This window comes from Streptomyces sp. NPDC096079, assembly GCF_040303145.1.
GTDB lineage: Bacteria > Actinomycetota > Actinomycetes > Streptomycetales > Streptomycetaceae > Streptomyces.
The window spans coordinates 50,306-69,278 of record NZ_JBEOST010000001.1; the positions used below are offsets into that span (position 1 = coordinate 50,306).

Here is an 18,973-nt window from a genome sequence, read left to right on the forward strand (position 1 = left end):
GCTGGTGGTGTGCGGGGCCGCGTTCTGGCCCTGGTCGGGCAGTCGCCGTCGGCAGGAGGCCGGCGGCCCTACGAGCCGAGGAAACCTGTGAGTGACACCCCATTCGGATTCGGCCTTCCGCCGGAGGAGCCGGAGAACGGCGACGAGGGCAAGAAGAAGGACCCCGCCGGAGGTGGCCAGGGGTCCGGCGGCAACCCGTTCGGTGCGAACCCGTTCGGATTCGGCGGGCTGCCCGGCATGGGCGGTCCCGGTGGCGCGGACAACCCGTTCGCCGCGATGTTCGGATCCCTGAACCCCAACGATCTGGGGGCGGCCTTCCAGCAGCTCGGGCAGATGCTGAGCTACGAGGGCGGTCCCGTGAACTGGGACATGGCCAAGCAGATCGCGCGCCAGGTGGTCGCCCAGGGCACCGCCGACGGCACCAAGGACGCGAGCGTGGGCCCGGCCGAGAAGTCGGCGGTCGAGGAGGCCGTGCGCCTGGCCGACCTCTGGCTCGACCAGGTCACCTCGCTGCCCTCGGGCGCGAACACGGCCGTGGCGTGGAGCCGCGCGGAGTGGGTCGAGGCGACGCTGCCGGCGTGGCAGCAGCTCGTGGACCCGGTCGCCGAGCGGGTCGGCACGGCGATGGGCGACGTCCTGCCGGAGGAGATGCAGGCCATGGCGGGCCCGCTGATCGGCATGATGCGCTCCATGGGCGGTGCCATGTTCGGCCAGCAGATCGGGCAGGCCGTCGGCGCGCTCGCCGGTGAGGTCGTCGGCTCGACCGACGTCGGTCTGCCGCTGGGCCCGGCCGGGCGTGCCGCGCTGCTGCCGCTGAACATCGAGGCCTTCGGCAAGGACCTGGGCGTGCCCTCGGACGAGGTGCGGCTCTACCTGGCCCTGCGTGAGGCCGCGCACCAGCGTCTCTTCGCGCACGTGCCGTGGCTGCGGGCGCACCTCTTCGGCGCGGTCGAGGGGTACGCGCGCGGGATCAAGGTCGACACCTCGAAGCTGGAGGAGGCCGTCGGGCAGCTCGACCCGACGCATCCGGAGCAGCTGCAGGAGGCGCTCCAGCAGGGCATGTTCCAGCCGGAGGACACCCCGGAGCAGAAGGCGGCCCTGGCCCGTCTGGAGACGGCGCTCGCGCTGGTCGAGGGCTGGGTGGACGCGGTCGTCCACGAGGCCGCGAAGTCCCGGCTGACCTCGGCGGACGCGCTGCGTGAGACGCTGCGCCGGCGCCGGGCCTCGGGTGGTCCGGCGGAGCAGACCTTCGCGACGCTGATCGGTCTCGAGCTGCGTCCGCGGCGGCTGCGGGACGCGGCGCGCCTGTGGGCCTCGCTCACGGACGCGCGCGGGGTCGACGGCCGGGACGGGCTGTGGGAGCACCCGGACATGCTGCCGACGGCGACCGACCTGGACGACCCGGACGGCTTCGTGCACCGCGAGCACCTGGACTTCTCCGAGCTGGACAAGATGCTGGGCGAGGCCGCGAAGGGCGAGAGCCCGGAGGACGGGGACGGCGAGAAGTGAGCCTGTACGACGACGCGGTCCTCGTCCTGAAGGGGTACGAGGGCCAGCCGGAGCTGCGCGATGTCTATCTGGACCATCTCGCCGAGCATCCGGACGGCATGTACAAGCCCTGCGGGGCCGGTCATCTGACGTCCAGCGCGCTGGTGATCGACCCCGCGCGCGGGCGCGTGCTGCTGACCCTGCACAAGAAGCTGGGCATGTGGCTGCAGATGGGCGGTCACTGCGAGCAGGGTGACCCGACGGTGGAGGCGGCGGCGCTGCGCGAGGGGGCCGAGGAGTCCGGCATCGCGGGCCTCACGCTGCTGCCGGGCGGTCCGGTGCGGCTCGACCGGCATCCGATCCCGGCGCCCTGTCACTGGCACCTGGACGTGCAGTACGCGGCGCTGGCGCCGGCGGACGCGGTGGCGGAGATCAGCGAGGAGTCGCTCGACCTGCGCTGGTTCGCGTACGAGGACGTGGCGGGCGTGGCCGACACGTCGGTGGTGGAGCTGCTGAAGGGCACGCTGGCGCGGCTGGCGTGAGCACGGCCGAGGGGCGGCCTCCGGTGGAGGCCGCCCCTCGGGTCCGCTGCTCAGTTCCAGGCGTTGTTCTGGTTCTGGGCGTGGGAGCCGTGCTGGCCGGCGCCGAACTGGGCGGCGATGCCCTGTCCGATGGCGGCGTTCTGCGGGGGCATGACCTCGCTCGGCTGGACGAGGGCGAAGCCCTGTCCGAGGAAGCTGAGCTCCCAGCCCTCGCCCGTGTTGCCGCGGCGGCGGCGGACGCTGGAGTTGGTCGTCTGCGCCTGCATCTGGACGCGGAGGCCGGTGGACCAGGCGACGATGGCGTCCGCGTCGACGCTGACGTACTTCTCGGGCGTGACCTGCATCATCAGCGGCTGCCCGGAGGTCATCAGGGCGACCTTGCCGCGGCCGGAGATGTTGAGCTGGTACTTGCCGGTGCCGGAGACGCCGTACTGGCTGTCGACGGCGATGACCTCGGTGTGCAGGGTCGAGTCGAGCGCGAGCACGTAGGAGCTGTCGACCGTGAGGCCCTCCTGCTCGACCTCCACGATGTGGACGTACTGGGCGAGGTTGGCGAAGTAGACCGTGCCCTGGCCGGAGCAGCGCATCAGGTCGAGGCCCTCACCGGTGCGGGCGCGGGCCCGCCGCTGGTTCGGGGTCTGGTACTCGCCGTCGAAGTCGACGAGTCCCTGGTACGCGACCATGGCGCCCTTGCGGGCGAGGACGTCGTCCTGCCCGGTGAGGCTGACCCGCAGGAGCTGCGGGTTCTGGATGACGTACCGCTCCTGGCTCTGCTGCTCGGCGTGGTTGAAAAGCGGGCTCTGCATGGTGTGTTCTCGCTCCCCCTCAGCCCCGGACCCGCAGGCGGTCGGTGCTGTCCTCGCTCGGCTGTACGACGACGATGCCCTGGCCCGAGAAGGCCATCTGGTATGCCTCGCCGCTGCCCCGCCCGATGAGGGAGGACGCCTTGAAGCTGCGCTTGCCCTTGACCTTGAGCGAGGGCGACCAGGCGACGAGCGCGTCGGGGTCGACGTACGTCTCGTCCTCGCCGCGGCCGCAGTCGACGACGATCGGCGTGCCGCGCGAGGTGAGCGCGACCCAGCCGGTGCCGGCGATCTGCACGTTGAACAGGCCCTGGCCGGCGAACTTGGCGAGCCCCTTGACCCGCTCGACGCCCCACTGGAGGTGGGCGTCGAAGGCGAGCACGTTGGTGCCGTTCACCGAGATCGAGTCGTTCTGCAGGTTGATGACGACGACGTCGGCGCCGTAGTCGGCGAGGTAGAGCAGTCCGTCGCCGGCGCACTTCATGATCGGCGCGCCCTCGCCGGTGGCCCACTGCTGGGCGACCTGGCGGACGGCGGGCGGGTTGGGCTCGTAGCTGATGAAGCCCTCGTAGGCGACCATCGAGCCGGTCCGGGCGTACAGGTCCTGGCCGGAGGCCATGGCGACCTTGAGCATGGAGCGGCCGTGGTTCTCCATCCGGGCCGCGACGGGGGTCGGGGCGTAGCCCGCGAGTTGCTGGTTCATGACGGGCTCCCTCAGACCTCGTAGGGCTGGACGACGATGAAGTTGCCGGGGGCTCCCCGGAACTGGAGGTTCACGGTCTCCCCGCTGTGGCCCGGGTAGGCGTTGCGGCGGAGCCGCACCTGGCTGGAGAGGATGACCTGGGACGCGGACGACCAGGCGACGACGGCGTTGCAGTCGGCGAAGGTCGTCGGCGTGACGGGCAGCACGACGGGGACGCCGTGGGTCTTCACGACGACCGTTCCGGTGCCCTGGAACTGCATGGTGAACAGGGCGCCGCCGGGGATGCCGTGGCCCTCGATGCGCCGGACCTCGTACTGCAGGGACTCGTCGAACGCGAGGACGTTCTCGGCGGAGACGCAGATGCCGTCGCCCTGGAGCTCGATCGGGTGCAGATGGGCGCCCTGCTCGGCGAGGAAGACCTGGCCGCGTCCGGTGCAGCGCATGAGCTGCATCTCCTGGCCGGTGGCGTTGCCGACGATGCGGCCGGCGAAGCCCGCGCCCTTGTAGCCGAAGTCGACCTTGCCCTGGTACATGACCATGGAGCCCTGCCGGGCGAGGACGGGGACGCCGCCCATGGCGAGGTCGACCCGCATGAGCTGCTGGTTCTGCGGGGTCCAGCGGGTGCCGGTGGCGGTCTCCTTGTACGGCGCGAGCGCGGCGGCGAGCCCCGCTCCGGTGGCCGGCACGCCCTGCGGGACGCCGGGCTGCTGCCCGTACGCCGGCGGCTGCTGCCCGTACGGGGCGGGGGCGGGCTGACCGTAGGGGGCCTGCGGCGGCTGCCCCTGGCCGGGGTAGTGGCCGGGCACCTGGCCGGGGATCTGCCCGGGGTACTGGCCGGACGGCTGTCCCGGGACCTGGCCGTACTGCGGCTGCTGCGGCGGCTGCCCGTAGGGGGCGGGGGCCGGCGCGGGCGGCGGCACGGGGGCCGGGGCCAGCGGCGCGACCATCGTCGGCTGCGTGTGGACCGGCGGCGCGGGCGGGACGGGCCCGGGCGGGGCCTGCGGCGCGCCGAACGCGGGCGCGGGGGCCGGCGCGGGCGCGGCGGGCGCGCCGAACGCGGGCGGCGCGGCGGCCTGCGGCGGCGGGGCGAAGCCCGGGGCCGCGGCCTGCTGCTGCGGCGCGGCGGGCTCGTCCTCGGCGACCTCGCCGCCGAAGTTCCGCAGGAGCGCGTCCAGGCCTCCGTCGAAGCCCTGGCCGACGGCGGCGAACCGCCACACGTCCTTGAGGTAGAAGTCGCCCAGCATCACCGCGCGTTCGGTGGAGAACTCCGCGCCGGTGAACGCGTAGCGCGCGACCTCCTCGCCGCCCGCCACGATCCGCAGGTGACCGGGTCCGACCTGGGACATCTGGCCGGCACCGTCGATCGTCGCGGTGAACGACAGCTTGTGGATGTTCGCGGGGATGCGGTCGAGGGTGACGCGGAAGGACTCGGTGTCGCCGGACTGCGCGCCGAGCAGCTGGATGGACTCCTCGGGCGACTTCGGCTGGTTGAAGAAGACGAAGTAGCGGTCGTCCGAGAGCCGCTCGTCGGCGTCGAGGCCGAAGCAGCTGATGTCGAAAGTCAGTCCGGGTGCCGCGATCTGCACACCCACGTACAGATCGGTCCCCGCGGTCAGATCACTGATCTTGGCCTTGTGGCCGCGTTGGAATTCCCTGGCCATGCGTAACGACCGTCCCCCATCCCGAATGGCGAATGCTCGCGCCAGGCTAACCGCTGGGCACGACATTGAGACAGGCCAGGTCGTTTTCGGTACGGAATCGGGAAACCGGCCGGCGGGCGCGGGACGGCTCCGTCACTCCTCGCGGGAGGCCGGAAGGTGCGGCAGGCGCGCGGCGGCGACCACGCCCTCCAGGTAGCCGCGTGCCCGCTCGGTGCGGGGGTAGGCCTCCAGGAGCTGCCAGAACCGGGGGCCGTGCCCGGGGACGAGGAGGTGCGCCAGCTCGTGCAGGAGGACGTAGTCGACGACGTACTCGGGCATGCCCTGGAGCCGGTGGGAGAGGCGGATGCTGCCCTCGGAGGGGGTGCAGGAGCCCCAGCGGGTGTTCTGGTTGGTCACCCAGCGGACGGAGCCGGGGCGGGCGCGGCCGTCGAAGTACTGCTCCGACAGGTGCAGCGCCCGCTCGATGAGCTCCCGGTCGCCGAGGACGCTCCGGCTCTCCTGGGCGGCGAGCTTGTCGAGCATCACACCGACCCAGCGGCGCTCCTCGGCCTCCGACATCCGGGCCGGGATGAGCACGATGGTCCGGTCGCCCTCGCGGTACGCCGAGACGGTTCTCCTGCGCCGCGGGCTTCGGCGGACCTCGACCGCACTCGTCCCCGCCCCGCGGGGCGGCTGGCTGGTCACGCTGCGCTGTGGGTCGGCGGGCACGGCCCCGACGTTACCCGCTGGCGGCGCGGGAAGTCCCGCCTCCGGAGTGGTTTCGGGAACGATCCGACCCCACCGCGCACCATTCGAATGACTAATCCCCCCGCCCTGTGGACAACTTTCGGCGGCCGTCACGAAGGCGGGGCATTCTCATTCGGGACGACGGAAAGCCGTTGTCGATCTTGAAGTCGATCTTGAATGCGGTCGGGGCGGAGACGGACGGGGGCGGGGAAGTGCATCCGATGGTGAAACCGGCACTGCGGCGCGCGTGGCGCGGTCTGCGGTGCGTCCAGTTCGGCGTCGCCCCCGCGCACGCGGTGGTGCTCGACCCGGTCGACCCGGCGACGGGGGCGGTGCTCGGGCTGCTCGACGGCACCCGCGGGACCGCGCTGCTGCGGGCCGAGGCACGGGCGCTCGGCCTCCCGGACGGCCGGCTGGACGCGCTGCTCGGCCGGCTGGAGTCGGCCGGGCTCCTCACGGACGCCGCGACCGGGCGGCCGGGAAAGGCGGGGCCGGCCGCCGGCGCGGTGGACGTGGCGCTCGATCCGCTCCGCGCGGACCTGGCCTCCCTGTCCGTGGTCCACCCCGGGCCGGAGGCGGCGGCGCGGACCCTGGCCGCCCGGCGGGCACTGCGCGTCCGGGTCCTGGGCGCGGGCCGGGTCGGCGCGACGCTGGCGGCGCTCCTCGCGGCGGCGGGGGTGGGCACGGTCGAGGTCCTCGACCCGGGCCGGGTGGAGCCCTGGGAGACGGCCCCTGGCGGGCTGCCCCCCGAGGTCGTCGGCGAGCGCCGGGCGACGGCGGCCCGGCGCCTGGTGGGCCGCTGGGCCCGGGACCCCGGCCGCGCCGCGCGCCCGCGGGGATCCGGCGCGTCCGGCGGTCAGGGTGAAGGGCGGGGTCGGCCCGGACTGTCACTCGTCGTGGTGACGCCACGGGACGGCCTCGGGGCGTACGTCCCCGATCCGGTCCCCGCGGAGCCGTGGATCTCCACCGGCACCCCCCATCTCTACGCGGGTGTCCTGGAGGCCACCGGCACGGTCGGACCGCTCGTCCTGCCCGGGGCCACCGCCTGCGCGCGGTGTCTCCAGGAGGAGCGCACGGACCGGGACCCGATGACGCCCCGGCTGCTCGCCCAGTGGCGCTCCGGCGCCCCGCATCCGCTGCCCGCCTGCGACCTGGGTCTCGCCACGGCGGTGGCGGGTCTTGCCGCCGCGCACGCGCTGGCCTTCCTGGACGGGGACCTCCCGGCGAGCACGGGCACCCGCTGGGAGGCGTCCCTGCCGCTCCTGGAGTGGCGGTCGGTGCGGCTGAGACCGCATCCGGACTGCCCCTGCGGCGCGGCGCGCGGCCGAGAAGGGGAGCGCGCCGCGGCGGCCGGGGACGCGCACGACACAATGGCGGGGTAACGGCCCTGCGCGGCACGGCAGTCTGGGTTTTGGAGGGGCGTATGTCTGATCTTCCCCGGAAGGCGGTCACCCGGACCGCCAAGTTGGCCGCGTTGCCCCTGGGCTTCGCGGGCCGGGCCACCTGGGGTCTGGGCAAGCGGATCGGCGGCAGATCGGCGGAGCTCGTGGCCCGCGAGCTCCAGCAGCGCACGGCCGAGCAGCTGTTCAAGGTCCTCGGCGAGCTCAAGGGCGGGGCCATGAAGCTCGGACAGGCGCTGTCCGTCTTCGAGTCGGCCCTTCCCGAGGAGGTCGCCGGGCCCTACCGGGCGGCGCTGACGAAGCTTCAGGAAGCGGCCCCGCCGATGCCGACGCGCACGGTGCACGCGGTCCTCGCGGAGCGGCTCGGAGCCGGGTGGCGGGAGCTGTTCCTGGAGTTCGAGGACAAACCGGCGGCGGCCGCCTCGATCGGCCAGGTGCACCGGGCCGTGTGGCACGACGGGCGCGAGGTCGCGGTGAAGGTGCAGTACCCCGGCGCCGGGGACGCGCTGCTGTCGGACCTGACGCAGCTGAGCCGCTTCGCCCGGCTGCTCGGTCCGCTCGTGCCCGGCATGGACATCAAGCCGCTGATCGCGGAGATGCGGGACCGGGTCTCCGAGGAGCTGGACTACGCGCTGGAGGCGGAGGCGCAGCGGATCCACGCGGAGGAGTTCGCGGACGACCCCCACGTGGTGGTGCCCGCGGTGGTGCACCAGTCGGAGCAGATCCTCGTCACCGAGTGGATGGACGGGGTGCCGCTCGCGGAGGTGATCGCGGACGGCACGGAGGCGCAGCGGGACCGGGCGGGCCAGCTTCTGGCCCGCTTCCTGTTCTCCGGGCCCGCGCGCACGGGTCTGCTGCACGCCGACCCGCACCCCGGGAACTTCCGGCTGCTGCCCGGTGCGGGCGAGGAGGACGGCCCCGAGGAGTGGCGGCTCGGGGTCCTCGACTTCGGCACCGTGGACCGGCTGCCTGGTGGGCTGCCGGAGACGATCGGCACCTGTCTGCGGGGGGCCGTCGCCGGTGAGGCCGACACGGTCTACGAGCTGCTGTGCGCGGAGGGCTTCGTGAAGGAGTCCGTCGCGCTGGACCCGGACGCGGTCCTGGAGTACCTGCTGCCGATCATCGAGCCGGCCGAGGTGGAGGCCTTCGCGTTCAGCCGCGGCTGGATGCGCACCCAGGCGGCCCGGATCGCGGACCCCCGCTCCCCCGCGCACCAGCTGGGCAAGCAGCTGAACCTGCCGCCGTCGTACCTGCTGATACACCGTGTGACCTTGAGCACGATCGGGGTCCTGTGCCAGCTGAACGCGACGGTCCGCCTCCGGTCCGAGCTGCGGGAGTGGCTCCCGGGCTTCTAGGGGGTGTTTCGAAAGACCGCACAGGACTTTCGAAACACCCCCTAGGCGTGACCCCGGCCCGTGTGGGCGGGCGTCCGGCAGGGCGGCCCGCCCACGACGGGGCGGGTCACCACCAGGACGAGTCCAGGCGGCCCTCGATCGCGCGGATGTTGGCGCGGGCGCACTCCTCGCAGAAGTACTCCCTGCGGCCGTTCTCCACCGAGCAGGTCCAGGTCAGCGGCAGGGTCTCGGTGGTCTTGCCGCAGCGCGCGCAGACGAAGGGTGCCTCGGGGGTACGGGCGTCGTTCACCCTCGTGACGATAACCCGCCCGGGGGTCGCCGTGGGGGCAACGCACCGCGGGGGCCGGTCCGTTCGGACCGGCCCCCGCGAGGGCATCACGACGATGCTCAGTTCATGACGGCCATGGCGAGCGCGCGGCGGGCGCGCAGCGAGACGCGCTCGGCGCGGCGCTGCATGCGCCGGGCGGCGACCAGGCGCACGGCCTGGCGTTCCGCGTCGGCCTCACGCTGTCGCTCGTGCATATGGGCACGGGCCAGGGCTTCTGGGATGAGTTGCATTTCACGGGTCCTGTTCTGACGCGCGGTGTGCGCGGCGGCGGGGGAGAAGACTGGGGTCGCGGAGCCTGCGGGCTCGCCGGCGGAAGAGGTCATCGGGGCCTGCTTCTGGGGATCGTGCGTGAGGGGGCGGTCGATGGTTCCGGTGGCGCTCATGCCGCGACGACCGGGTTCTTGCGAGGACGGCCACGGGGCCGCTTGCGGGCGACGACCACGCCCTGGACGAACAGCTCGCCGCCCCAGACGCCCCAGGGCTCGCGGCGCTCCTGGGCGCCGGCGAGGCAGGCGGCCATGAGCGGGCAGGTCCGGCAGAGGGACTTCGCGTACTCGACGTCGGCCGGGGACTCCGCGAAGAAGACCTCGGGGTCGTAGGCGCGACAGGGGACGGGGACGCCGAGGTTCTCGATGGCGTCGTCGAGCGCGGTGAGCGCGGTGAGGGGGGTCAAAGCGGGGTCCTCCGTGAGGCCGGGCAGGGGGATCGATTCGGAATGCGGTACGGACGGGGCGTGCGCTTCGAGTTGCACGGTGGTCTTTCCTCGTCTGGTCGTTCCGGCCTGTTGGCCGGGGTTTCGGCTGGTACCGGGCGGTGTCTTTCCCGAGGCCCCTTCGCGCTGCCGTCCCCGTTCGGGGACAAACAGAAGGGCCGCGGATCCCGGGTGGGGTTCCGCGGCCCTGAAGGCGCCGGTCTGATCATGGATCAGACTGGATCACTCCAGGGTTCGAGCCCACGGAAGGCCCACATCATGTGGTCGTGCGTCGTCGTCTGCTGCTCGGTTCCGGCACCGGTCGCCGCAAAGTCATAGGCCTTGGCCTTGCCTGCAACTCCTGCTTCCAGTGCCTTGGTCGGTCGCTCATTGCGCGGAGCCACGGCGACCGCACCGAGACCGGAGAGACCGGTGACGGGCAGGCCGGCGACGGGCAGACCGGTGCCGATGAGAGCCGAGGCGGAGAGGCCGAGCGAGCAGGCGGAGACGACCGAGAGATCGGTCATTTTGGCCGTGCCGACGATGCTGACGGTGGTGCTGAAGCTGGCGGTGCGGGTCTGAATGGTGGTGCTGATCACTGGAATCGCCTCCTCTCGGCGTCTCGGAGGGCTCGGGTGCGAGCCGGACCCTCGTGTTTATTTGGACAAGTACAGCACGAAGACAGGGCTTCGGAGAAGCGCTGTTTCCGTGGTTAAGAACCTATGGGGCTTGACGGGGCGGGCGCAAACTATTTTTCCCACGAGTTTTCCTCAGCCCTCGTCGGCGCCGGTCCCACCCTCCTCACCTGCACAGATGGCCAGGACCTCGGCTCCGAAGCGGCCGAGCTTGCGGGCGCCGACCCCGGAGATCGAGGCGAGCTCCCCGTCGGTGGCGGGGACGCGCTCGGCGATCGCCATGAGCGTCTTGTCGGTGAACACGCAATACGCCGGCTGGCCGAGCTCCCTGGCCTGTTCCGACCGCCAGTCCCGGAGCCGCTCGTACAGCGCCTCGTCCATGTCCGAGGGGCAGTCCTCGCAGCGCATCAGCTTCATCGCGCCGGCCTCGGTGAGGGTGGCGCCGCAGACCCGGCACCGGACGGGGCCGCGCGCCGTGCGCCGGACGGGGCCGCCGCCGCCCCGCTCGACGGAGCCCGTGCCGCCCGGGCCGACGGCGCCGAGCGAGCCGGAGCCGGGCCGCAGCCCCTTGAGGAAGCGGCTGGGGCGCCTCCCCGGGCGGCCGCCCGGGGAGCGGGAGAGCGCCCAGGAGAGCGTGAGGTGGACCCGGGCCCGGGTGACGCCCACGTACAGCAGGCGGCGCTCCTCCTCGACCTGTTCGTCGGTCTTGGCGTAGGTGATCGGCATCATGCCCTCGGTGAGGCCGACCAGGAAGACGGCGTCCCATTCGAGGCCCTTGGCCGCGTGCAGCGAGGCGAGGGTGACGCCCTGGACGGTGGGGGCGTGCTGGGCGGCGGCCCGCTCGTCGAGCTCGGCGACCAGGTCGGAGAGGGTCGCGCCGGGCTTGGCGCGGGCGAAGTCCTCGGCGAGCCGGACGAGGGCGGCGAGGGACTCCCAGCGGTCGCGGACGGAGCCGGATCCGGCGGGCGGCCGCGGGGTCCAGCCGTTGGTCGAGAGGACGGCGCGGACCTGGGCGGGCAGGTCCTCGGCGTCGTCGAGGAGGGAGTCGTTGCCCCCGGCGCGGGCGGCGCCGCGCAGGGCGATGCCCGCCTTGCGCACCTCCTCCCGCTCGAAGAAGCGCTCGGCGCCGCGGAGCTGGTAGGGCACTCCGGCGTCGGCGAGGGCCTGCTCGTAGACCTCGGACTGGGCGTTGATCCGGTAGAGGACGGCGATCTCGCCGGCCGGGACGCCGGCGGCGATGAGGTCACGGACGCGGCGGGCGGTGCCCTCGGCCTCGGTGGGCTCGTCGGCGTACTCCGTGTAGACCGGCTCCGGGCCCGGGTCGCGCTGGGAGATCAGCTCCAGGCGGTGCTCGGCGGCCCGGCCGCGGGCCTGGCTGAGCAGCCCGTTCGCCAGGTGGACGACCTGGGGGGTGGACCGGTAGTCGCGGACCAGCTTGACGACCGTGGCGCCCGGGTGCCGGGTGCGGAAGTTCAGCAGGTGGTCGGGGGTGGCGCCGGTGAAGGAGTAGATCGTCTGGCTGGCGTCGCCGACGACGCAGAGGTTGTCCCGGTCGCCGAGCCACAGGTCGAGCAGCCGCTGCTGGAGCGGCGAGACGTCCTGGTACTCGTCCACCACGAAGTGCTGGTACTGGCGGCGGATCTGGTCGGCGATGTCGTGCCGGTCCTGGAGGATGCCGACGGTGAGCAGCAGCACGTCCTCGAAGTCGATCACCGAGCGGTCGCGCTTCAGCTGCTCGTACAGGGCATAGAGCTGGCTGATTTCCGCCGGGTCGCGGGGGGCGTCCCTGACGGACTTGGCGACGGCGGCCGGATAGTCGGCGGGGACGGTCTGGGTGACCTTGGCCCACTCGATCTCGCTGGTCACGTCCCTGAGCTCGTTCCGGTCGAGCCGGATCCGGCAGCGGGCCGCGGCCTCGGAGACCAGCTGGACCTTCCGCTCCAGGAGGCGGGGCAGCTCGCCACCGACTGCTTTCGGCCAGAAGAACTGAAGCTGGCGGAGGGCCGCGGAGTGGAACGTGCGGGCCTGGACGCCGCCCGCGCCGAGCTGCCGCAGCCGGCCGCGCATCTCCCCCGCGGCACGGTTGGTGAAGGTGACGGCCAGCACACTGGAGGGCTGGAGGACGCCCGCCCGCACCCCGTACGCGATGCGGTGGGTGAGGGCCCGGGTCTTGCCCGTGCCGGCTCCCGCGAGGACGCACACCGGTCCGCTCAGGGCTAGGGCGACCTCGCGCTGCTCGGGGTCGAGCCCGTCGAGCACCGCGTCGGCCGTCTCCGGGACCTGCGGGAAGAGAGTGGAGTGCGTTGCTGCTGTCACCCCCCAATGCTGCCAGGTCGGCCGGGCTCGCCGTCGGGGCTTGTCCACAGGGGGGTGCCGCCGGTCATACATATTCCGGGAATGGGGCGGGCAAGGCGTACGTTCTTCCCCTTGGCACCCGTCCGCGAACAAGAGGAGCGCCTGGCCATGCAGGGCACTGTGACGATGTACAGCACCACGTGGTGCGGCTACTGCCGTCGGCTGAAGAGCCAGATGGACCGCGAGGGCATCGCGTACACGGAGATCAACATCGAGCAGGACCCGGACTCGGCCGCGTTCGTCGAGAAGGCCAACGGCGGCAACCAGACCGTGCCGACCGTCCTGGTCGTCTCCCCGCAGGGCAGCGAGTCGGTCATGACCAACCCGTCGCTCGCCCAGGTCAAGCAGGCGCTGGCGGTCTGACGCCCCGCGCGTGACGAAGCCCCCGGCCACGGATGGCCGGGGGCTTCGTCACGCGCGGGCGCCGGGTCAGACCACGTCGCCCGGCTTCGGCAGCGGCTTGCCGTACCAGCGCTCGATCAGCCGGGAGGCGATCGAGATCCCGTACGGCGGCAGCACCTCGCCGGACTCGAAGCCTGCGGCCAGGTCCTCGCGGGAGAACCAGCGGGCCTCGTGGATCTCCTCGCCGTCCACGTGTATCTCCGAGGACGTGGCGCGGGCGAAGAAGCCCAGCATCAGGCTGGACGGGAACGGCCACGGCTGACTGGCGATGTACTCGACCTCGCCGACCGTGACACCGGCCTCCTCGAAGACCTCACGGGCCACCGACGCCTCGATGGACTCGCCCGGCTCCACGAAGCCCGCGAGGGTCGAGAAGCGGCCTTCCGGCCAGTGCACCTGGCGGCCGAGCAGCGCCCGGTCCTGCTCGTCGGTGACCAGCATGATCACCGCGGGGTCGGTGCGCGGGTAGTGCTCGGCGCCGCACGCCTGGCAGCGGCGGATGTGACCGGCGGCCGCGACGACCGTGCGCTCGCCACAGCGCGAGCAGAAGCGGTGGAGGCGCTGCCAGTTCTCCAGGGCCACCGCGTGCACCATGAGGCCCGCGTCGCGGTCGGAGAGCAGGAGGCCGGCCTCGCGCAGCCCGGCGGGGCGGGCGGACTGGTCCATGCGGCCGGGCAGCGAGTCCTTCTGGAGCGCGAAGTACGAGACGCCGTCGGCGTCCGTGCCCAGGAAGTAGCGGTGGGTCTCGGTGACCGGGGCCTCGAAGGCCGGGGTCATCACCAGCTCGGTGGTGCCGTCGGGGCGGTCGTCGATGAGCACCTGCCCTCCGGAGACCACGAAGACCCGGGTGGTGGGGTGGCTCCAGGCCGCCGCCAGCCACGCCTCGTCGAGGCGGTGGTGGGCGGCGCGGTCGATGCCGCTCGGGGCGGTGAGCGAGATCGGGCGGTCCGCTGACGCGTTCTTCAAGGTGCTCACAGGTGCTTCCAACTCCCCCGGATCGGTGTGTGGGTTCAGCGCGCGTTCAGGGCGGCGGGCAGGTCGCCCCACAGGTGCGCGGTCGTCTCGACGCCCTTCATGAGGAGATCGAGCTCGATCTTCTCGTCGGGGGCGTGCCAGCCGTCGGACGGCACGGAGATGCCGAGGAACAGGACGGGCGCGTCGAGCACGTCCTGGAGGTCGGCGGCCGGTCCGGAGCCGCCCTCCCGGGTGTAGCGGACCTTGGCTCCGTCGAAGGCCCTGCTCATGGCCCCGGCCACCGCCTTGAGGGCGGGGTGGTCGAGGGGGGTGAGGCAGGGGCGGGTCGGGGCGCCGAAGACGATCTCGTACCGGATGCCGGCGGGCACGAGCGCGGCCAGCCAGTCCCGTACCGCGAGCTCGATCTTGGCCGGGTCCTGGCCCGCGACCAGCCGGAACGACAGCTTGAGCATCGCGGAGGCGGGGACGATCGTCTTGCCGCCGGGGCCCTGGTAGCCGCCGCCGATGCCGTTGACCTCGGCGGTGGGCCGGGCCCAGACCCGCTCCAGGGTCGTGAAGCCGGCCTCGCCGAGGGTGCCGTGGGACTTGGCGGTGCGCAGCCAGGCCGCCTCGTCGAAGGGCAGCTCGGCGACGAGCGCCCGCTCGGCCTCGGTGAGTTCGGTCACGCCGTCGTAGAAGCCGGGGATCGCGACGTGCTCGTGCTCGTCGTGGAGGGCGGCGACGATGCGTCCCGCGACGGTCGCCGGGTTCGGCACGGCGCCGCCGAAGGAGCCGGAGTGGATGTCCTGGTCGGGGCCGTACAGCTCGATCTCGCAGTCGGCGACCCCGCGCATGCCGGTGCAGACGGTGGGGGTCGTCTCGGACCACATGCCGGTGTCGGAGACGATCACGGCGTCGGCGGCGAGCCGCCCGGCGCGCTCCTCGACCAGCGCGCGGAAGTGCGGGGAGCCGGACTCCTCCTCGCCCTCGACGATCAGCTTGAGGTGGACGGCGGGCGCCGTGCGGCCGGTGGCGGCGAGGTGGGCGCGGACGCCGAGGGTGTGGAAGAACACCTGGCCCTTGTCGTCGGCCGCCCCGCGCGCGTACATCCGGCCGTCGACCACCGTCGGCTCGAACGGGTCCGTGTGCCAGCCGTCCTCGCGGGCCGCGGGCTGCACGTCGTGGTGGCCGTAGACGAGGACGGTCGGGGCGTCAGGGTCGTCGGAGGGCCACTCCGCGAAGACGGCGGGGGCGCCGTCGGTCTCCCAGACCTCGACCGTGGTGAACCCGGTCTCCGTGAGCTTGGCGGCGAGCCACTCGGCGCTGCGCCGTACGTCCCCGGCACGCTCCGGCTGGGCCGACACGGAGGGGATGCGCAGCCACTCGGCCAGGTCGCCGAGGAAGGCGTCGCGGTGCTGCTCGACGTACGTGCGTACGGTGCGGACGGCGCTGTCCGGGGTCTCGCTCATGCCCCCGAGCCTATCCGGCGTCCGGGGGTGCCCCGCCCAGCAGGACGGCCTCCAGCTCGGCCCGGCCGGGCAGACGGGCCGGGCGGGCGACCTCACCCGTCCGGACGTACACGAAGGCGGCCGCCACCTCCTCCGGCGGGAGGCCGTGCTGCTCCGCCCAGGCGAGCCGGTAGATCGCGAGCTGGAGCGGATCCGCGGAGCGCTCCCGGCTGGTCTTCCAGTCGACGATCTCGTACGCGCCGGACTCCGGGTCCCGGTAGACGGCGTCGATCCTGCCCCGGACGACCCGGCCCGCGAGGGAGAGGTGCACGGGGACCTCGACGCGGTACGGGGTGCGCCGGGCGTACGGCGTGCGGGCGAAGGCCTCCTTGAGCTCGTCGAGGTCCCGCTCGTCGAGGATCTCCGGCTCCCCCGCGAAGTCCTCGCCGCCGGGCAGCTCCTCCGGGCCGAGGAACGGCAGCGGAAGCTCCTCGAAGCGGGACTCCACCCACGCGTGGAAGCGGGTGCCCCGGCGGGCCGCGGGCTGCGGCGCCTTGGGCATCGGCCGGGCCAGCTCCTGGGCGAAGCCGTCCGGGTCGGCGGCGAGGCGCAGGACCTGCGACGCGGAGAGGTACGCGGGCAGCAGGACGTCACGGGTGGTCGCGCGGGCACGCCGCAGCTCCGACGTGAGGGCGGTGAGGTCGCGGTCCCAGGACGCGACGGTTCTCGTGTCCTCGGGGGCGAGCGGCCGGGGCTCCTCGGGCCGCGCCTCCTCGCGGGGTGCGGGTACCGCGTCCCTGTGGAGGTCCTCGGGGAGGGCCTCCTCGTCCCACACGGGTTCCTCCTCCTCGGGCCAGAGGTCCTCGGGGTCGGGGCCCGGGTCGGGGCCCGGGACTGCGGCCGCCGCGCGGGTGGGCTCGTGCCCGGCCGTTCCGTCCTGCGGAACGTACGCCCACATCCGGCGGGCGACGGCCTCCGCCGCCTCCTTCCGGCGCTTGAACGACTCCTCGTCCAGCGGAAGCGGCCAGGCCTGGTCCTGTCCCCGCTCCGTCAGGGACGGGTTCTCCGCGTCCTTCTCCGGTTCGTCCGCCCAGGCCTCGATGTCGCCGTGGCCCCGCGCGGAGTGCTCGTACAGCGCGCGCAGGAAGTCCGAGGGGCCCCGGGGCTTCTTCTGCGCCGGACCCCACCAGTGGGCGGAGCCCAGGAGGAGGGAGCGGGGGCGGGTGAAGGTCACGTAGCCGAGGCGGAGCTCCTCGGTGTGCTGGTGGTCCCGCATCTCGTTCTTGAAGGACGTGAGGGACCTCGCGTCCCAGGTGTCGATCCCCGGCAGGGTCGCCGCGTCACCGCGCAGCGCGTGCGGGAGCACCTGGGGCTGCGACGTCCACGACTCACGGGCCCTGGTGCTGGGGAACTGGCCGGTGACCAGGCCGGGGACGGCGACGACGTCCCATTCGAGGCCCTTGGACTTGTGCGCGGTGAGGACCTTCACCGTGTTCTCGCCGCCCGGCAGCGCGCTGTCGAGGCCCTTCTCGAACTGGACGGCCGTCCGCAGGAAGCCGAGGAAGGCGAGGAGGCTGGCCTCGCCGTCGAGGGAGGCGAAGCCGGCGGCGATGTCGAGGAAGTGGCCGAGGGTCTCGCGGCGGCGGGCCGCGAGCGCGTGCGGGGAGGCGGAGAGCTCGACCTCGAGACCGGTGGCGGCGAGGACCCGGTGCAGCACGTCCATCAGGGGGTCGGCGAGCGAGGTGCGCAGCGCGCGCAGCTCGGTGGCGAGGCGCGCGAAGCGGACCCGGGCCTCGGCGGAGAACGCCAGGCCGTCGTCGGTGCCGCCGAGGTCGAGGAAGGTGTCGAGGGCGTCGGCGAGGGAGACGACCTCGGCCGGGTCGACGCCCTCGACGGCGGCGGCGAGCCGCTGCTCGGGGTCCGTGTCCTCGCCGCCCCGGTGGACCAGGAGGCGGGCGCGGCGGCCGAGAAGGGCCAGGTCGCGGGCGCCGACGCGCCAGCGGGGGCCGGTGAGCAGGCGGACCAGGGCGGCGTTGGCCCCCGGGTCCTGGAGGACCTCGCAGACGGCGACCAGGTCGGCGATCTCGGGCAGGTGGAGCAGGCCGGAGAGGCCGACGACCTCGACGGGCACGTCACGGGCGACGAGGGCCGCGTGGATGGCGGGGAAGTCGGTGGCGGTCCGGCACAGGACGGCGATCTCGCCGGGCTCCCGGCCGGTCCGTACGAGGTGGGCGAGGGAGTCCGCGAGCCAGTCGATCTCCTCGGCGTGGGTGGGCAGGAGCGCGATCCGCACGCTGCCGTCGGCCTCGGCGCCGGGCGCGGGGCGCAGCGCCTCCACGCCCGCGTGCATGGCGCGCAGGGGGGCGGCGAGGCCGTTGGCCAGCTCCAGGAGGCGGCCGCCGCTGCGACGGTTCTCGGAGAGCGCGTAGCGGTTCGCGGGCGTGCCGTCCGCGTGGGGGAAGTGCTCGGGGAAGTCGTCCAGGTTCGCGACGGAGGCGCCGCGCCAGCCGTAGATGGCCTGGCAGGGGTCGCCGACGGCGGTCACGGCGTGTCCGGTGCTCCGGCCGGAGGGGCCCTGCCCGAAGAGGCCGGAGAGGAGCAGGCGCTGGGCGACGGAGGTGTCCTGGTACTCGTCGAGGAGGACGACCCGGAACTCGTCCCTGAGGATCGCGCCGACCTCGGGCCGGGTGGTGGCGAGTTCCGCGGAGCGGGCGATCTGGTCGCCGAAGTCCAGCAGGTCCCGGGAGCGCTTGGCCGCGCGGTAGCGGACGACGAGGTCGAGGAGCTCGCGCCGCGCGGCACTGGTCTCGGGGAGTTTGCGCAGGTCGGCGTTGGTGAGCTGGGCGCCGGCCAGCTCTTCGAGCAGCCCGGTGTCATGCGCGAGGAGCCGCTCGGGCGGTACGAGGTGCTCGGCGAGCTCCGCGTCGAGGGCGAGCAGGTCGGTGATGAGGGTCGGGAAGGACCGGGTGAGCGCGGGGTACGGGCCGGGGGCCTCGCGCAGCACGCGCGCGGCGAGCTGGTAGCGGGTGGCGTCGGCGAGGAGCCGGGAGGTGGGCTCCAGGCCGATGCGCAGGCCGTGGTCGGTCAGGAGCTGCCCGGCGAAGGCGTGGTACGTGGAGATGCGGGGCTCGCCCGGGGGGTTCTCGGGGTCGATGACGTCGGGGTCGGTGACGCCGGCCCGGACGAGGGCGGTGCGGACGCGCTCGGCGAGCTCGCCGGCCGCCTTGTTGGTGAAGGTGAGACCGAGGACCTGCTCGGGGGCGACCTGGCCGGTGCCGACCAGCCAGACCACCCGGGCGGCCATCACCGTCGTCTTGCCGGAGCCCGCTCCGGCCACGACGACCTGCGGGGCGAGCGGCGCGGTGATGCAGGCCGTCTGCTCCGGGGTGAACGGGATGCCGAGGAGCTCCTTGAGCTGCTCGGGGTCGGTGAGGTGCGCGGTCACCCCAAAGAGGCTAACGGGGCCGACCGACAGTCCGGCC

General features: G+C 73.4%; 17 protein-coding genes. 5 read left to right on the plus strand and 12 right to left on the minus strand.

Features of this window, described 5'->3' with window-relative positions:
• Positions 1–87 precede the first annotated feature (87 nt).
• Both ABTY59_RS00250 and ABTY59_RS00255 read left to right on the plus strand, forming a co-directional pair.
• Positions 88–1,509 (plus strand): zinc-dependent metalloprotease, encoded by a 1,422-nt coding sequence (locus tag ABTY59_RS00250; RefSeq protein ID WP_352016655.1) that lies wholly within the window; start codon positions 88–90, stop codon positions 1,507–1,509.
• Positions 1,506–2,030 carry an NUDIX hydrolase gene (locus ABTY59_RS00255; protein WP_352016656.1) on the plus strand — a complete coding sequence of 175 codons (525 nt, stop codon included), beginning with the start codon at positions 1,506–1,508 and terminating at the stop codon, positions 2,028–2,030. The genes ABTY59_RS00250 and ABTY59_RS00255 overlap by 4 nt, the downstream gene beginning before the upstream one ends.
• A gap of 50 nt (positions 2,031–2,080) precedes the next feature.
• Here the strand turns inward: ABTY59_RS00255 and ABTY59_RS00260 are convergent, their stop codons facing one another.
• From ABTY59_RS00260 to ABTY59_RS00275, 4 genes are all read right to left on the minus strand, one after another.
• Positions 2,081–2,836, minus strand: coding sequence for an AIM24 family protein (locus ABTY59_RS00260; protein WP_352016657.1), 756 nt, complete (start codon positions 2,834–2,836; stop codon positions 2,081–2,083).
• A gap of 19 nt (positions 2,837–2,855) precedes the next feature.
• Complete coding sequence (locus ABTY59_RS00265; protein ID WP_352016658.1) at positions 2,856–3,536, minus strand: AIM24 family protein; 681 nt, start codon at positions 3,534–3,536, stop codon at positions 2,856–2,858.
• Between the two features lie 11 nt (positions 3,537–3,547).
• Positions 3,548–5,197 (minus strand): TerD family protein, encoded by a 1,650-nt coding sequence (locus ABTY59_RS00270; protein WP_352016659.1) that lies wholly within the window; start codon positions 5,195–5,197, stop codon positions 3,548–3,550.
• A 132-nt stretch (positions 5,198–5,329) separates the two neighbouring features.
• On the minus strand, positions 5,330–5,905 hold the full coding sequence (locus ABTY59_RS00275; RefSeq protein WP_352016660.1) for a M48 metallopeptidase family protein: 576 nt from the start codon (positions 5,903–5,905) through the stop codon (positions 5,330–5,332).
• Positions 5,906–6,135: 230 nt separating this feature from the next.
• Between ABTY59_RS00275 and ABTY59_RS00280 the strand changes: the two genes are divergently transcribed.
• Together ABTY59_RS00280 and ABTY59_RS00285 are read left to right on the plus strand one after the other, a co-directional pair.
• Complete coding sequence (locus tag ABTY59_RS00280) at positions 6,136–7,305, plus strand: TOMM precursor leader peptide-binding protein (protein ID WP_352016661.1); 1,170 nt, start codon at positions 6,136–6,138, stop codon at positions 7,303–7,305.
• A gap of 41 nt (positions 7,306–7,346) precedes the next feature.
• Positions 7,347–8,678, plus strand: coding sequence for an ABC1 kinase family protein (locus ABTY59_RS00285; RefSeq protein ID WP_352016662.1), 1,332 nt, complete (start codon positions 7,347–7,349; stop codon positions 8,676–8,678).
• Between the two features lie 106 nt (positions 8,679–8,784).
• Here the strand turns inward: ABTY59_RS00285 and ABTY59_RS00290 are convergent, their stop codons facing one another.
• The 5 genes from ABTY59_RS00290 to ABTY59_RS00310 form a co-directional block, all read right to left on the minus strand.
• Positions 8,785–8,967 carry a hypothetical protein gene (locus ABTY59_RS00290; RefSeq protein WP_352016663.1) on the minus strand — a complete coding sequence of 61 codons (183 nt, stop codon included), beginning with the start codon at positions 8,965–8,967 and terminating at the stop codon, positions 8,785–8,787.
• Between the two features lie 98 nt (positions 8,968–9,065).
• Positions 9,066–9,389, minus strand: coding sequence for a putative WhiB-interacting protein (locus ABTY59_RS00295; protein ID WP_352016664.1), 324 nt, complete (start codon positions 9,387–9,389; stop codon positions 9,066–9,068).
• Complete coding sequence (locus ABTY59_RS00300; RefSeq protein ID WP_352016665.1) at positions 9,386–9,757, minus strand: WhiB family transcriptional regulator; 372 nt, start codon at positions 9,755–9,757, stop codon at positions 9,386–9,388. Before ABTY59_RS00300 ends, ABTY59_RS00295 begins: the two co-directional genes overlap by 4 nt.
• Before the next feature lie 173 nt (positions 9,758–9,930).
• A complete protein-coding gene (locus ABTY59_RS00305; protein WP_403538334.1) occupies positions 9,931–10,296 on the minus strand; it encodes a hypothetical protein in 366 nt (121 codons plus the stop codon).
• A gap of 171 nt (positions 10,297–10,467) precedes the next feature.
• Entirely contained in the window at positions 10,468–12,720 is a 2,253-nt protein-coding gene (locus ABTY59_RS00310; RefSeq protein WP_502995316.1) for an ATP-dependent DNA helicase UvrD2, read from the minus strand.
• 75 nt (positions 12,721–12,795) lie between these two features.
• Between ABTY59_RS00310 and ABTY59_RS00315 the strand changes: the two genes are divergently transcribed.
• A complete protein-coding gene (locus tag ABTY59_RS00315; protein ID WP_116158971.1) occupies positions 12,796–13,050 on the plus strand; it encodes a mycoredoxin in 255 nt (84 codons plus the stop codon).
• 66 nt (positions 13,051–13,116) lie between these two features.
• Here ABTY59_RS00315 and nudC read toward each other — a convergent pair whose 3' ends face one another.
• From nudC to ABTY59_RS00330, 3 genes are read right to left on the minus strand one after another with little or no spacing between them, the layout of a single operon-like run.
• Positions 13,117–14,064 (minus strand): NAD(+) diphosphatase, encoded by a 948-nt coding sequence (gene nudC, locus ABTY59_RS00320; RefSeq protein ID WP_352016666.1) that lies wholly within the window; start codon positions 14,062–14,064, stop codon positions 13,117–13,119.
• Positions 14,065–14,099: 35 nt separating this feature from the next.
• A complete protein-coding gene (locus tag ABTY59_RS00325; RefSeq protein WP_352016667.1) occupies positions 14,100–15,512 on the minus strand; it encodes a dipeptidase in 1,413 nt (470 codons plus the stop codon).
• A gap of 10 nt (positions 15,513–15,522) precedes the next feature.
• Entirely contained in the window at positions 15,523–18,936 is a 3,414-nt protein-coding gene (locus tag ABTY59_RS00330) for an ATP-dependent helicase (protein ID WP_352016668.1), read from the minus strand.
• Positions 18,937–18,973 lie beyond the last annotated feature (37 nt).